The organism is Staphylococcus canis (assembly GCF_016238445.1).
GTDB lineage: Bacteria > Bacillota > Bacilli > Staphylococcales > Staphylococcaceae > Staphylococcus > Staphylococcus canis.
The window spans coordinates 115,120-131,192 of record NZ_JABANU010000002.1; the positions used below are offsets into that span (position 1 = coordinate 115,120).

General features: G+C 33.9%; 15 protein-coding genes. 2 read left to right on the forward strand and 13 right to left on the reverse strand.

The features are described from left to right. Nucleotides 1-10: 10 nt before the first annotated feature. The 5 genes from HHH54_RS01475 to HHH54_RS01495 all read right to left on the reverse strand — a co-directional run bounded on the left by HHH54_RS01475 (nucleotide 11) and on the right by HHH54_RS01495 (nucleotide 6,220). A complete protein-coding gene (locus HHH54_RS01475) occupies nucleotides 11-3,250 on the reverse strand; it encodes a DNA translocase FtsK (RefSeq protein WP_198617054.1) in 3,240 nt (1,079 codons plus the stop codon). A 17-nt stretch (nucleotides 3,251-3,267) separates the two neighbouring features. Further along, nucleotides 3,268-3,867, reverse strand: a complete 600-nt coding sequence (gene ytpR / locus HHH54_RS01480) for a YtpR family tRNA-binding protein (protein ID WP_198617055.1) — start codon at nucleotides 3,865-3,867, stop codon at nucleotides 3,268-3,270. Nucleotides 3,868-3,874: 7 nt separating this feature from the next. Beyond that, entirely contained in the window at nucleotides 3,875-4,738 is an 864-nt protein-coding gene (locus HHH54_RS01485) for a DUF1444 domain-containing protein (RefSeq protein WP_198617056.1), read from the reverse strand. 88 nt (nucleotides 4,739-4,826) lie between these two features. Then, entirely contained in the window at nucleotides 4,827-5,138 is a 312-nt protein-coding gene (locus HHH54_RS01490) for a thioredoxin family protein (protein ID WP_198617057.1), read from the reverse strand. A 14-nt stretch (nucleotides 5,139-5,152) separates the two neighbouring features. After that, the gene (locus HHH54_RS01495; protein WP_198617058.1) at nucleotides 5,153-6,220 is read right to left on the reverse strand and encodes a M42 family metallopeptidase; all 1,068 of its coding nucleotides are present in this window, start codon (nucleotides 6,218-6,220) and stop codon (nucleotides 5,153-5,155) included. Nucleotides 6,221-6,312: 92 nt separating this feature from the next. Between HHH54_RS01495 and HHH54_RS01500 the strand changes: the two genes are divergently transcribed. Beyond that, on the forward strand, nucleotides 6,313-6,630 hold the full coding sequence (locus HHH54_RS01500; protein ID WP_198617059.1) for a hypothetical protein: 318 nt from the start codon (nucleotides 6,313-6,315) through the stop codon (nucleotides 6,628-6,630). A gap of 82 nt (nucleotides 6,631-6,712) precedes the next feature. Here HHH54_RS01500 and HHH54_RS01505 read toward each other — a convergent pair whose 3' ends face one another. From HHH54_RS01505 to HHH54_RS01540, 8 genes are all read right to left on the reverse strand, one after another. Then, nucleotides 6,713-7,534 carry a YtnP family quorum-quenching lactonase gene (locus HHH54_RS01505; RefSeq protein ID WP_198617060.1) on the reverse strand — a complete coding sequence of 274 codons (822 nt, stop codon included), beginning with the start codon at nucleotides 7,532-7,534 and terminating at the stop codon, nucleotides 6,713-6,715. A 69-nt stretch (nucleotides 7,535-7,603) separates the two neighbouring features. Continuing rightward, a complete protein-coding gene (gene trmB / locus HHH54_RS01510; RefSeq protein ID WP_198617061.1) occupies nucleotides 7,604-8,269 on the reverse strand; it encodes a tRNA (guanosine(46)-N7)-methyltransferase TrmB in 666 nt (221 codons plus the stop codon). Between the two features lie 13 nt (nucleotides 8,270-8,282). Next, entirely contained in the window at nucleotides 8,283-9,074 is a 792-nt protein-coding gene (locus tag HHH54_RS01515) for a phosphotransferase (RefSeq protein WP_198617062.1), read from the reverse strand. A gap of 218 nt (nucleotides 9,075-9,292) precedes the next feature. Further along, a complete protein-coding gene (gene dat, locus HHH54_RS01520; protein WP_198617063.1) occupies nucleotides 9,293-10,141 on the reverse strand; it encodes a D-amino-acid transaminase in 849 nt (282 codons plus the stop codon). 2 nt (nucleotides 10,142-10,143) lie between these two features. After that, entirely contained in the window at nucleotides 10,144-11,553 is a 1,410-nt protein-coding gene (pepV, locus tag HHH54_RS01525; RefSeq protein WP_198617064.1) for a dipeptidase PepV, read from the reverse strand. Nucleotides 11,554-11,729: 176 nt separating this feature from the next. Next, nucleotides 11,730-12,164, reverse strand: coding sequence for a YtxH domain-containing protein (locus HHH54_RS01530; RefSeq protein WP_198617065.1), 435 nt, complete (start codon nucleotides 12,162-12,164; stop codon nucleotides 11,730-11,732). Between the two features lie 78 nt (nucleotides 12,165-12,242). Next, on the reverse strand, nucleotides 12,243-12,941 hold the full coding sequence (locus tag HHH54_RS01535; RefSeq protein WP_198617066.1) for a pseudouridine synthase: 699 nt from the start codon (nucleotides 12,939-12,941) through the stop codon (nucleotides 12,243-12,245). After that, entirely contained in the window at nucleotides 12,941-14,575 is a 1,635-nt protein-coding gene (locus HHH54_RS01540; RefSeq protein WP_198617067.1) for a putative polysaccharide biosynthesis protein, read from the reverse strand. The genes HHH54_RS01535 and HHH54_RS01540 overlap by 1 nt, the downstream gene beginning before the upstream one ends. A gap of 114 nt (nucleotides 14,576-14,689) precedes the next feature. On the opposite strand from HHH54_RS01540, the gene HHH54_RS01545 reads away from it, so the two are divergent. Then, entirely contained in the window at nucleotides 14,690-15,943 is a 1,254-nt protein-coding gene (locus tag HHH54_RS01545) for a BaiN/RdsA family NAD(P)/FAD-dependent oxidoreductase (protein WP_198617068.1), read from the forward strand. Nucleotides 15,944-16,073 lie beyond the last annotated feature (130 nt).

A 16,073-nucleotide genomic window follows, 5' to 3' on the forward strand; every position in this document is an offset into this window, starting at 1 on the left:
CTTTCTTGATTTATATTTCGTTTAATTCAGATTCAGTTAAATAAACATCCCGTGGTTTTGAGCCGTTCGCTCCCGAAATATAACCAAGTTGTTCCAATTGATCAATAATTCGCGCAGCACGGTTATAACCTATTTGGAAATGTCTTTGAATTAGTGAGGTAGATATACTTTTTTCTTGAACCATAAAAGCACATACATCATCAAATAATTCGTCTTTGACTGGCTCTTCTGTTTTCTTTAATAACTCTTTTTCTTGAAATAGATATTCAGGTTCTCGTTGTGATTTTATAAAATCAACAACGCTATCTATTTCTTCATCTGATACAAAAGTACCTTGTACACGGATAGGTTTATTCATTCCACCACCAAGGTATAGCATATCTCCGTATCCTAATAAACGCTCTGCGCCACCACTATCAATAATCGTTCTTGAATCCACACTAGATGATACCATAAACGCAATTCTTGTAGGAATATTGGCTTTGATTAATCCAGTAATAACATTAACTGAAGGTCTTTGAGTCGCAACGAGCATATGAATGCCACAAGCTCTTGCTTTTTGAGCTATACGCGAAATTGATTGTTCGACCTCTTGAGGAGCCATCATCATTAAATCGGCAAGCTCATCTATTACAATCACAATTTTAGGAATGCGTTCGTCATAATTTACTTTTTTATTATAAGCCGAGATGTTACGAACATGTTTTTGTGCAAACATTTTGTATCGTTTTTCCATTTCATCTACAGCCCATTTTAAACTTTGTGTTGCAGCTTTAACATCTGTAATTACCGGTGCAACTAAGTGCGGTAAGTCATTATATGGTGCAAGTTCTACCATTTTCGGATCGATTAATAATAACTTTAATTCTTCAGGATGGTTACGATAGAGCAAGGAAATTAAAATACTATTTATAGACACTGATTTCCCTGATCCTGTAGCACCTGCAATTAAAGCGTGCGGAGTTTTAGCGATATCCATAAGTAATGGTTCATTGTTAATGCGATTTCCCATTGCCACAGTCAATTTTGATTCAGCGTTTTTAAAAGCATCCGTTTCAAGAATCGATTTTAAATTAACTTTAGTTGGCGATTGATTTGGCACTTCTATCCCAACTAGACTGGTTCCAGGTATAGGGGCTTCAATACGGATATCCTTAGCTGCTAAAGCCATTTTAATATCGTCTTGAAGTGCTGTAATTCTTGACACCTTGACACCTTTCTCCACCGACAATTCAAATCTTGTAACACTTGGTCCCTCAATTACATTAACAACTTCTGCCGGTACATTGAAATAGTAAAAAGATTCATTTAGCTCTTCTTTTTTAGATTGAATCCATGCTTCATCGCGCTCTTGAATAATCGGATCTTCCAATAAGTCAAGACTAGGTAATTTCAAGTTCGGACCACGACGTATTGCTGTCGATTGTTCACTATCAGTCCCCTTGCCTTGAATGACAGGTTTAGTAGCATGTTCTTGTTTTAAATGGTCATTCTCTAGATTAGCAGTTTGTATTTCTGTGTTTGTTTTAACTAATTGATCCTCAATATTTTCAAATTTTTCGTTTTGAGTTGATGTTGTTTGCGTTTCTACTTTTTGTGATGTTATTTTTTTTCCTTGATTTAGTCTTCTTTTATCTGATGGAGTCATCACAACATTGAATGGTTTACTCCCTCTTCGAATTTTGCTTTTGCTTGTTGAGGATGGCTGTCTTTCTTCATTTAACTCATGATCATTTGATGAAACGTTAGTCCTATCATCTAAATCTCGATTTTCGTCGCCCTCCGTCTCACTGGATAAGTCAGGTTTAAGTAGTGGGACTGTAGTGTCACTATGCTTAGTTTCTGCTTCTACGGACTGTGAGTCATCATTGTAATGCTTAGTATGACTTTCAGATTGATGATTCTCTGGTAACAACTTAGGTGCTTCCAATTCTTTTGGTTGCGCTTCCTCATGTGGCTCATCTGATTTCGAATCTACTTCATGCGTTGATTGTATCTGAGAGACGCTTTCAGTTGTTGCATTTGATGATACATCATTATTTTTAACTTCTAGTTGAGGAGGTTCAAATTCATTAGACTGTTGTACTTCGATATCTTGAACCGTGCTATTTTGAGCATCTTCTTTAGTATCATCCAATGCTTCACTTAACATATTATCTTTTTCTGCATGAGTAGTTACTGAAATTGAATCATTTTCATCATTTAACTCGTCTGTTTCTGACTCATCATGATCCTTAATCTCAGATAAATCTAATTCCTCATATTCGAAAGTATCATTTTGACTATCTTCTTGATGAATTTCAGACGTGTCTAAATGAGATTCATTCGATTTCTCGATTGAATCGTGTTCAACGTCTATTTCTTCTTTTTTATCTTCATCACCTAAAAGGTATTTAGCTTGATTGGCATACATATCATTCATCGCTTTTTCGATGTCTGAGTGTTCACCATTTTCTTTTAACGCTCTTTCTTTTTCAAGTGCAGCTTTAAATCGTTTCTTTTGTAACACTTTTTTCTCACGTTCACGTCTAATTTCTTCAACTATTTGAGAAGCATATACATTTTCAATATTAATTGTATTATCCTTTTTTGAATAATTTGGCGTTTTCGGCCTATATGTATGCTTAGTGGCATGACGATTAGTTTGTTGATTTTGATTATCTCGTTGTGTTTGTCCATGTTGACGTCTAGTGCCTGGAGGTTGATTCAAGCCACTATTAGCAAATGCTTTCGGTTCTTTAGTACCGAAGATAGCTGAAGGAACTTCACTTGCTTTAAACGCTTTATGATGATATGTCGGCTTAATGTCTTGAAAATGTTGTCTTCGTTTTGCTTTACTGTCATGATTTGAATAATTGTAATGACTAGAGCTTTGAGATTTTAATTTTTGATTAACATTTTGTTTTTCATGATACAAGCGTGAAGATTTTTGAATCGCATTTCTACTATTACGATGACGTCTTTCTCCTCTTTCAAATGAGTAAGATGGCTTTATTTGTTTTTGTATTGTCTCATGATTCTGTTGATTTTGTGTCTCATTTATTTTAGAACTGTTATGAAGAGAAGATGTTTCGTCATGCATGTCAATGGGAAAACGAAACTTCCCTCTTGGTCTTTCATAAACATCGTTTGATTGCGGAACGAGTCGCTCCCGATGTTGATCATCTGAATGGTGTGAAAGATAATCAGATGGATGCTTTTCTCTATCCTCTTGATTATCTTCACCAAATAAGTGACTAAACCAACTCATTAAAACACACCCTTCCCTTACTCATCAAAAAATGGCTGACCTACTTCATATTCATCGTTTAAAACCATGATTCCTTTTTCTTTTGGCGCATTCGGTAAGTCTAACTCTTTCATAGAACAAACCATACCGTGTGAAGGTACACCACGTAATTCAGCGTCTTTAATAATCATTCCACTAGGCATTACAGCTCCAACTTTTGCAACAACTACTTTTTGCCCGGCTTCGATATTTGGCGCACCACACACTATTTGTAATGTTTCACTACCTACATCTATTTGAGTAATACTTAATTTATCAGCATTTGGATGTTTCTCTTTACTTTCAACATAACCTACTACAAATTTTGGTGAAAAATCAACCTCTAATTGATAACCACTGTCTTGTTTATCTAGCATAGATTGGATTTCATTTGCTATCGTTTTTGTAACTTTAATTAGACCTTGACCTTCTAAATTTATATACTGAGATGCGTTAAATAAATTTAAGCCAACAACTTCATCGTCTTGCTTAATTAACACAACATCTCCTTTTTTATCGTAGGAGAATGGCCCTTCAACGGTTTTGATTTGTACAAAAGCTACATCTCCAACACCTTTTGGATTATAAAATAAATTCATTAATGCTCTACTCCTTATGATTATTTTCATCTTTTACTGCACGTAAATGTTGGACAACATTAGGTGCGTTTTTATCTTTTGCTTTATTATTCTTACCTAAAATAAAAATAGGTTCAAAATGATCGTTCGCATAACTTAATGATAATGAAGTAATAGGTACTAATCCATTTGTGAAGAATTCCATAGTAATATGTGCCATAACATCGTAACCTGTTTTATTTCTGATATCAGCAATCAACAATACATCTTGATGTGGCACTCCTACCAACATTTCACCTTCACATTTTTCTTCGAATTCTCTCATTAATGTACGATTTAAAATACGACTTGCATCATAGCCATCATTCGTATTTATAAAATAAAATAGATTTCCTTTTACTTCATCAGTTGTATATGCATTGTTTAATTTTCTCAAATTAAACATTGCCATTTCTTTAATTTGCTGATGACTCATATTTAGCTCTTCTAATAATTTTTCATCTATTAAACGATAAGATTTTTCCAAATCTAATGCGTAATATACACGTGTTTCCGCAGTATGTTCATCCGTTACGAATTGGTGCCCTTCCTTTGTTTTAAGGGGGAAACTCGTCGCTCTTATTACTGGGAAAACTTGTATTTGATCTAAAAACTTATGTGATTCATCTTGCATTTGATGAATGGATTCAGTAATGTAATAAAGTATTTCGTCAATAATTTGAGTTTGTCCTTTATTATATTTAGCGACAACTGGTGAAAGCTTAATAGTAACACCTTTTTTATTGTCTTTACGATATACTCTTAAAGATTCTTTATCACGATTAAATTGGAATTGCACGTCTAAATCTTTTAATCGTGATTTTAATAAATCTCTCATTTTAAAGATATTCATCTTTTCACTCCTATAATCGTGCCTTTTATTAGTTTACAATAAATATGCCCTTAGGACTAGAGAAAACAATGTCCTAAGGGCTAAATTTTTATGCAAACTGACTAATAAATTGATTTATTTGTTCAATTGATTTTCTCTCTTTACCAATATAATCTCCTACACGCTCATTGTTTTTATAAACAAGAAAGCTTGGTATCCCCATAACGCCTTCTTCAATTGCTAAATCTATAAATTCATCACGATCAACTGAGATAAATTCAAATTGAGTGAATTTATCTTCCACCTCGGGTAAATCCGGCTCAATCACACGACAATCTGGACACCAGTTCGCAGAGAAAACAAAGATTGTATTTCCTTTTTTTAATTCTTGATATTGTTGAATTGATTCTAGTTTTTTCATTCTAAACACCTTCTTTAACTGTATTGTAACGTTTTAATTGTTTCATCATCAAGTGCTTTGATTGATGCATATAACCACGCTTTTGCTTGATTGTAATCACGAATATCAAACACTGCATCAGAACTATGAATATATCGTGCACAAACCCCGATAACCGCTGTAGGAACACCAATATTAGATTTATGGATTACACCACCGTCTGTTCCACCAGGAGAAATATAATGTTGATACTTAATATGATTTTTCGAAGCTATATCTGTTAAAAATGTCTTAAATGAAGGTTTTAAGAGCATCGTGCCATCCTTAATACGTAATAATGCTCCTTCTCCCAATACTCCAGATAAACCTTGTCTTCCATTCATATCATTTGCTGGTGAACAATCTACAACAAAAGCAATATCCGGATTTACTAGTCGACTAGCAACCTCAGCTCCTCTTAACCCTACTTCTTCTTGCACATTCGCGCCGACATATAAGTCAAAATCCAGATTTTCATCTTTCAATTTTTCTAAAATTTCTAATGCGATTAGACAACCATAGCGATTATCCCATGCCTTAGAAGCAAATCGATGCTCAGATAATTGTAATAATTCAGTGTGTGGTACTATAGGATCACCAATTTGAATACCTCTCTCAAATACTTCATCTTTATTTTCAGCACCTACATCTAAAAGTAATGATTCAATTTTAGGTTGTGCTTCTTGTCCAGATCTAAAGTGCTTAGGAATATTTGCTACAACACCTATAATTTCTTCATTATTAGAAGTAAGTATTTTTAGCCTTTGACCTTGCCAAATATCATTCGCTACACCACCTAGTGCCGTAAATTTTATGAAACCATATTGTGTCACTTCAGTCACTAAAAATCCGATCTCATCCATATGCGCAGATACCATAATACGTTTAGCATTAGAATTACCACTTTTTTTAATCCCATAAAAACCGCCCATCCGGTCATCAATAAATTCATCTACAAATGGACGCATTTCTTGTTTTAAATACTGACGCACTTGATGTTCAAAATTTGGTGCACCATGTAATTCTGTAAGTGTTTTCATTCTTTCAATCGTTTTTTGAGACATAATTCCACTCCTATTTCAATAGTTCTATATGATTTAGTATATCATGATGGATATGGTAAACTATGGATAAGCTTTCAATGGAGGCGATAGCTATGTTTACAAAGAAAGATTGGCCATTACTCATTCCTGTGGCAATCGGTACTGCATTAGCAAGCAGTTATTTTTACGTTTTAAATCGAAATAAAAGTCAATATTATCCTGCAGACAAAATTATTGACTCAGTACGCAGTTATTTTAAGGATGTAACAGGATCTTACATTCTTTATGAACCTACTATTTATCAAAAGTTCGGAATTGAATATGAGGTTTACAAAGGCGGAGTCAGTGCTGAACGTAATGGCAAAGTCTATAACTATGAGTTTATAGCAGATGCCTATAATGGCCAGGTTATTGATATTTATGAAATTTAATATTTTGTCAATGTTACAGAAAAAGATGCTTCGAATAGAGCTTGTTAGCAATTGAAGCATCTTTTTTATGAAAAAAGCGCCCCTAACGCTCAATTACATTTTGTACACTTTTGAAATCATTCGAGAATTGAGCAGCGAGATAATTGACATCATGATAAAATAAGAACCAATAATCATTCATAATATAATATCGTGTTCGTCTCTCTTTCTCTCTAATTGATTGCATTGGATAGTCATCATATGCTGAAACCCATAAAGGATTGACATGTGCAGTTGTTGAGAGGATATCTGCCATGTGAACTGCTTTTTCACCCTCACTTTTTATTTCTATGATACTATGTCCATAACTGTGTCCACCTGTATGCTTCATTACAATTCCTGGGTATGGTTCAATTTCTTTTTCAAATAAAATCATTTTATCTTCAAAAGTACCTTGATTGTGTTGCCAATACGTTGCTTTACTTCTAATATTTGGCGCTTTAAATTCATGATATTCATCTTGTTGAATGTAATGATAAGCATTTCGGAATATTGCTTGGCCATTTTCATCTGTAAGTCCTGTCGCATGATCAAAATGCATGTGTGTCATTAATACCATATCTATATCATTAACTGTTAAATCAAAGCGCTTTAACGATTCCTCGATTTTTGATTCTTCTTTCACACCATAATTACGAAGTTGTTTATCAGTCAACTTCCCATTTCCTATTCCTGCATCGATTAGTATATTCACTTTTGTAGTTCTAATTAATATTGGATGTGTTACAAGCGGAACCTGATTTTTGGAATTTACAGGGTACTTTTTCTCCCATAGTGGTTTTGGAACAACACCAAATATCGCTCCGCCATCCATATGTGTATATCCACCATTAAGTGCATCAATTTGAAATTGTCCTATTTTCAATGTAATCCCCTCTTTTAAATAAATTAAAAAGACATCACTCACACGGAGTCATGTCTTAATTATCTAGATTCAAATATGTGTGGTGTCAGAGTGCATTGATTTATGAAATTTAGCTTCCATCTTATAAATTCGAGAACCTTTTTCAGAAAACTTATATTCATATTCTGTTGGAATATTATCTCCCTCATCTTCTTCATGTAAATTGAGATTGATTTGTGTAAAAAACATTCCATATTGAGACATGCTTTCTAAACTATATGCAAAAAGACCTCTGTTATCCGTTTTAAAGTGAATATCACCGTCTTCAATTAAAATGTGCTGATAAATTTCTAAAAACGTATGATAAGTTAGTCTCCGTTTAGCATGTCGTTTTTTTGGCCAAGGGTCAGAAAAGTTAAGATATATCCTTTCTATTTCATGTGCTTTAAAATAATCCGTTAAAATAATCGCATCATTACATAACAGTTTTATATTAGTAAGATTTTGGTCCAATACTTTGTCTAGAACACGAATCATTACATTTTTATCACGTTCTATTGCGATATAGTTCACTTGAGGGTTTTTAGAAGCTAATGTTGTGATAAACTTACCCATTCCAGAACCTACCTCAATATGGATAGGGTTATCATTATCGAACCACTCACGTACCGCTTTAGCATGAGTAGCATCTAAGTCAACAACATCTGGATGTTCACGCAAATAATCTTCAGCCCAAGGTTTATTTCTCATTCTCATATTTTAATACTCCTTAAATGAATACGTTACGATTCATTACATCATTTAAAAATTCAAGCCATGTATTCATATCTTTATATCGCTTGTGCTCTTCGCTCCATTGCACCATACCAATAGACTGAATCACTACATACCATTTCATACGCCGCTTCAAATTCATAGTTTCCTTAACTTCATAAGTATCAAACCATGAAGACCACATGCTTTCAGGGACATAATTATATAACAACATGCCAATATCAATAGCAGGATCTGCTATCATTGCCCCTTCCCAATCAACAAGATACAGTTCATCTTTATCAGATAGCAACCAATTGTTGTGATTAACATCCCCATGCACTACAGTGTAAAACCTAGGATCATATTCTGGAACATGTTCTTCTAAATAAATAAGAGCTTTTCGAATAATGTGGTGCGTCATTACTTCTCTAGATAACGCAGTATTAATCTTTTTAAGCATAATCTGAGGTGTTATAGGTTCCATTTCCATACGTTTCAGCATCGTTAGTAATGGACGTGAGGTGTGAATTTTTTTCAAGAGTAGTGTGACCCGGTCTTGACTCATTTCTGACACATTGAGTTCCCGTCCATTTTTCCAATGTTGCGCTGTAACCACTTCACCTGTTTCAATTCTTTTGGTCCAAACAAGTTTAGGTACGATACCTTCTGCTGACAATGCTGCTATGAACGGATTAGAATTGCGCTTTAAAAATAACTTTTGACCATCTTGTTCTGCCATATAAGCCTCTCCAGACGCGCCTCCTGCAGAGTCAAGTGTCCAACCTAGTTGATAAAATTGTTCCACACCGTATTCACCTCACTTCCAAATAGAAAAGGCTCATGAAAATAATTCAAGAGCCATATTTACATCATCCATTATTACAAAAATATACGTACGTACAATTATCACTCAATAAAGATTTTATAATTAAAATGGTTTTTTTTCAACCAATAATGGAACACAATTTGTGACTTTTTACTTTATTAAAAACACAAAATCGTCATACATTTTTCATAATCCTGTTATTCAGAATGTGAATTGATATATTTTTCAAATCCTTTTTGAAGTTGGCGCGTTACTTTTCCAACGATTTCTTCATTTATAGCTTCCCCATCTACTTTAATTATCGGCATAATTTCTACAGATGTACTTGAGATAAAAACTTCATCCGCCTGTTTTAAGAAATCAACAGAAACAGCTTCCTCTTTAAATGGTATATTTTCATCTTCACAAATCCACTGAATGACACGACGCGTAATCCCGTTCAATATCAGATTGTTCGTCGGATGTGTATAAATCGTTCCATCTTTTACTGCATATACATTGCTCGATGACCCTTCTGTAACAGTCCCATCTCGATGTTGAATCGCTTCACTCGCATTATACTTTGTAGCATATTCTTTTGCTAATACGTTACCAAGTAAGTTTAAGCTTTTGATATCACATCTTAACCAGCGAATATCTTCAGTTGTTACTGCTGAAACACCCTCTTGTAATGATTTGAACGGGCGATCATATGAACGCGTAAAAGCTGTTAATACAGGCTCTACAGGAGGAGTTGGAAAAGCATGGTCGCGCGGTGCTGCTCCTCTTGTGACTTGTAAATAAATACCCCCATTAGTCACTTGATTCGTTGCTGCTAATTCTTTAACCAGTTTAATTAAATCATCAATTGAATACTTGAGATCTAAACCAATCTCAGTTGCACTACGTAATAATCTTTCGAAATGCTCCCGGACTGTAAATAACTGTCCATCATAAATTCGAATATATTCATATATACCATCACCAAAGTTGTAACCTCTATCATTGTATGCGACTTCAGCATCTTGCTCTTCAACTAATCTTTCATTAATTAAAACTTTTCTCATACTCATTCCCCCACACATACAGAATAAATTGCTTCTAGATAAATACTTGTTGCGTTAAAAAGTTGCTTCTTAGTAATATACTCATTTTTTTGATGCATAAGGTCCTCAGAATCCTCAAACATTGCACCAAATGCTACACCTTTATCTAAATTACGTGCGTACGTTCCACCACCAATAGTGAAAGACGGACGCATATCATTCGTTTGATTACGATAAGCTGTTAATAATTTCTGAATAAATGGATCATTTGGGTCAACGAAATGTGGTTTTTGTAATTTGCCTAATTCAATTTCAAAACCTTGATTATGAATTTCCTCTTCAAACGCACGAATTGATGACTCAAAGTTAAACCCTTCTGGATATCTTAAATTCACACCAAATGTGCCTCCATTTTTTGAATCAAAGCGAATGACCCCGATATTTGTAGTCACATCTCCCATATGATCTGTATGAAATTTCATACCCATTTTTTCACCAAAATGTGATTCAAATAGATAAGTATCTCCAAACTCTGTCCAATCTTTAGCGCTTTGATTTAAATTCAAAGTATTTAAGAAATGAATGAGATACATGCCCGCATTCACTCCGATAGAAGGATCCATTCCATGAACAGCTTTACCTGAAACTTTTAAAACAAGCTTACCACTATCTACCTCATATTGGCCCTTTAAATTATGTTGTTGTAAAAAGGCTTCAAAGTGTTGAATTGTATTCGTCATATTCTCTTTAACTAGGACGCTTGCTGTTGCTAAATCAGGAACCATATTATAACGTTCGCCAGATTCAAATTGAATTAATTCTATCTCCGGTTCATCGTCATCTTGAGCTATCGTTTTTTGAGTAATATCAAATGTAGTTATTCCTTTTTCACCATGAATTAATGGGAATTCAGCATCTGGTGCAATACCAATCGTAGGCATTTCTTCTGTTGCAAAATATCGTTCAGTACATTTCCAATCTGATTCTTCATCCGTTCCAATAATAATATGTACTCTTTTCTTCCAATCTACATTCATATCATTAAGAATTTTAACAGCATAATAAGCTGCAATTGTTGGGCCTTTATCATCTAAAGTACCGCGTGCAATAATTTTATCTTCAGTAACTACAGGTTCAAATGGATCACTATCCCAATCATTGCCTGCCGGTACTACGTCGACATGACCTAAAATACCAAATAAATCTTCACCTTTGCCTACTTCGATACGACCTGCTAAGTGATCTGTATCATATGTATTAAAACCGTCTCTTTTAGCAAGTTGATACATATATTCTAAGGCTGCTTTAGGTCCTGGTCCAACAGGTGCTTCTTCTGTAGCTTCATCATCATTTCTTACGGACTTAATTTTTAATAATCCATTCAAATCTTCAATCATTTGACTTTCATATTCTTTTACTTTATCTCTCCACATGTAAATCAACTTCCTTCTTTAAAAAGATTTCATACTATATTTTACATGAATTACGCTTCAAAAAACAGTAGAAACTTCCTATTGTCTAATTTTTCAAACTATTAAAGTTTTAAAAAAAAGTTAGAGCTTTCAATATCATTCAACTCATTGATATCTGCTCTAACTTCATTTTCGATTTATCTTAAATTGTCAGGTGAGTTGTTTTCTGAAGTTTTATCTTGTAACTTTCTTTCTGTAGATGGATGTAAGTTACTTGAAGGATCTCCGCCACCTTCATCATCAAATGTTGAAGTACGATCAACGTGTTGTTCTTGATTACTTTGATTTAATAAAGATTCTTTTTTATTTGATAAAAATGCTTTGGGATCTTCTTTAACTTCATTAACATAGCTTTTCGGATCTTCTTTGATTCGATTAATTTCATCAGATGCAGTTTGACTTAATTGTGTCGCTTTTTCTTGTACACGCTGTTTGTATGATTCTGGATTTTCTTTGTATTTCGCGTACTCTTGTTTCACTTTATCTCTATTTTTTTGTTTTGAAAGTGCTACAGCTACAACAGCGCTTCCGATACCTAGTGCTGCTCTTAAAAATTGATTTGATTTTGCCATTTTTAATCACCTCTATGAATGTTAATAAAAAGATACCCTAAAGCTTACATTTTAAACATACATTGAATTATTTGTGGCTTATATATTTAGAACTAATTTAATTTCTTCTGCTGTTAGTTTACGATATGCACCACGTTCTAATTCAGTATCTAGCTTTAGTGCACCTATTGCAATTCTTTCTAAAAAGATTACCTCATTTTCAATTTCATGAAACATACGTTTTACTTGGTGATATTTCCCTTCTTGAATCGTAACGAGCCCTTCTTTGTTGTCTTCTAAAATTTCCAGTCGAGCTGGTTTACATACTCCATCACTAAGCACGACTCCCTCTTGAAAGTAGTTTTGATTGTCTTGAGTTAGAGGATTACGCGCCTTCACTCGATAAACTTTAGGAATTTTTTTATTAGGGCTCATAACTTGATGATTAAATTGACCGTCATTTGTAATTAATAAAAGCCCCACTGTATCCTTATCAAGTCGCCCAACTGGAAATAAATCTAGGTGCTGATATTTAGGAATCAGATCTATGACGGTTTGATGCACATCATCTTCTGTCGCTGAGATGACACCTTGAGGTTTATTCAACATAATATAAACATAAGGTTCATATTTTACAAGTTCTTGATTAAAATAAATTTGATCTTGTTCCGGATCGATGTGCATTTTAGGGCTTTTGGCTCTATCTTCATTAATATAAACAGATCCATTTTTAATATCTTTTTTAACATCATTTCGAGATCCATATCCCATTTGTGCTAAAAATTTATCTAACCGCATTATAAAAAACCAACCTTATTTCTGATTTTATTAGGTATAGCTCCTAAATACTTATCTGCTAAACGTGTTTTCATAACGATAACACCATAAACCGTTGCGCCTACAAGTGCACCAACTACAGTAATAATGAAAGCACCAATGTGACTTGCTGGTGATACTGCAAATTGTAATAAAATGGATACGACTTCCACAATAATCATCATAATAAAGCTGTAAATTAAAATCTTGCTGACATCATAAATGGTATCTCTAAATCTAAATTGTGCATACTTTTTTAAAATGAATAAATTACATAGTATCGCAACGCTTAAAGCAATTGCAGTACTTACAATAGCTCCTGCTGTTTGTAAAGCCACAATTAACGGTACATTAAGTATAAATTTAATTACGATTGAACCAAGTACAACAAATACTGTGAGTTTTTGCTTATTAATACCTTGTAACATTGATGCTGTCACACTAAATAATGATATTAAAACAGCGACTGGTGCATAAATAAATAACAATCGACTACCTTCAAAACTATACTCATAAAATACAGTATATAGAGGCACTGCTAATGCCATAATACCTAAGCTAGCAGGTATTGTGATGAACATTAACACACCAAGCGCTGTTCTAATTTGACGATGCATTTCTCTAAAATCGCCTTTTTCAAATGTCTTAGTTATGAAAGGTATTAAACTTATGGCAAACCCTGCAGCAAGTGATGTTGGAATCATCACAATTTTATTTGTTGTCATATTTAACATTGTAAAGAATGTATCTTGCATTCTTACTGCGACACCAGCCATATCTAAAGCATTATTATGTGTGAGCTGGTCAATTATCATAATTAATGGAAATTGAAGACTGACAATAACGAACGGAATACTATAAGAAATAATTTCTTTGTACATTGAACCGTATGAAACGTCGATACCTGTATGATCAGACTCAACCATTTCATTAATCCCTTTACGTCTCTTAATCCAATACCACCATAATGTTAAGATACCAACTATTGCACCGATAGCCGCTCCAAAAGTAGCAATGCCATTCGCAAATAAAATACTACCATCGAGCACATTTAATACAATATAGCTTCCAATAAGAATAAACAATATACGTGCGATTTGCTCTGTTACCTCTGATAAAGCCGTTGGTCCCATTGACTGATACCCTTGAAACACACCACGCCATGTGGCTAAAACTGGAATAAATATCACAACAAAACTTATTGTTCGGATAATTGAAGTGATTTGTGCAACAGTCCAACCTGCATCTTGATCTGTATTATTCGCGATGGTTACTGATGCAATTGAAGGTGATAATAAATATAGTACTGTAAAACCTAAAACACCTGTAATACTCATCACAACAAAGCTAGATCGATACAATTTTTGACTGACTCGATAAGCCCCCATTGCATTATATCTCGCTACATATTTCGATGCGGCTAAAGGGACTCCTGCTGTTGCTACTGCAATTGCAATATTATATGGTCCATAAGCATAATTAAATGGCGCTAAGTTATCAGCACCACCAATAATACGATAAAATGGAATGATGTAGATAATACCTAATATTTTAGTAATAAGAATACTAAATGTTAATAAAAAGGTCCCTCTCACTAACTCCTTATTTTCACTCATCGTTCAAACCTACCTACTCGTTTATTTAAATTATTATTATAACACAATACATTTATTATACACGCTCTTATCCTATGTTAAAATTAAAAATATCAATATTAAGGGAGTTTTTATATGCTATTTCAAACGATAGTTATCGGTGGCGGGCCTAGTGGAATCATGGCTGCAATTTCAGCAAGCCAAAATGGACAATCTGTATTACTTTTGGAAAAGAAGAAAGGATTAGGTCGTAAACTCAAAATTTCTGGGGGCGGCCGTTGTAATGTCACAAATAATTTACCGCACGCAGAAATCATCAATCATATACCAGGTAATGGCAAATTTTTATATAGTCCTTTTTCGCTGTTTGACAATCAATCTATTATTCAATTTTTTGAAGAAAGAGGTTTAGAATTAAAGGAAGAAGATCATGGTCGCATGTTTCCTGTGACTAATCGATCTCAAGACGTGCTCGATGTATTAGTTAAAACATTGACATCACAACATGTCACAATCTATGAAGAAAGTAAAGTTACAAATATAGAGACGCATGAAGATATATTTACTGTAACGCTTGATGACGGATCGCAGTATAAGTCAAAATCCGTAATTATTGCAACTGGTGGAACAAGTGTACCGCATACAGGTTCTACAGGCGATGGTTACCGTTTTGCAAAATCATTAGGACATTCTATAACAGAGTTATTTCCAACTGAAGTCCCGATAACTTCCAATGAACAGTTTATTCGTCAACAAACATTAAAAGGACTTAGCCTAAAAAATGTAGGTTTATCAGTACTCAAAAAAAATGGTAAAAAGCGTGTTAACCATACTATGGATATGATATTTACACATTTTGGTATTAGTGGACCTGCTGCCTTAAGATGTAGTCAATTTGTCTACAAAGAACAAAAATATCAAAAAAAACAAGAGATTCATATGCAAATTGATGCCTTCCCTTCACTTAATGAAGAAGCTCTTAAACAACACATTATGAAACGACTCCAACAAGAGCCTGATAAAATTATAAAAAATAGTTTAAAAGGGTTAATCGAAGAACGTTATTTACATTTTATGCTCCAAACTAGTGAAATTGATTTAAACACAACGTATCATCATTTAAGTACACACCAAATTACTACACTCGTCCAAAACTTAAAAGCATTTACTTTTACAGTAAATGGTACGTTATCTCTTGAAAAAGCATTTGTTACTGGTGGAGGTGTTTCAATAAAAGAAATCACACCTACAACAATGGAATCAAAACTCACCCCTCATCTTTTTTTATGTGGTGAAGTTCTTGATATTCACGGTTATACTGGAGGATACAATATTACAAGTGCTCTCGTAACAGGATATGTTGCAGGGTACTATGCCGGACTCGTTTAAATCGGTTCTATAATAAATCGGACTGGTGGCATTTAAATTATAAATGTTGCTTGTCCGATTTTTTACTTTTTAGATGCAAAAAGACGCAATGACCTCTATTATTAAAAGTGCCTAAACCCAAATAAAGGAG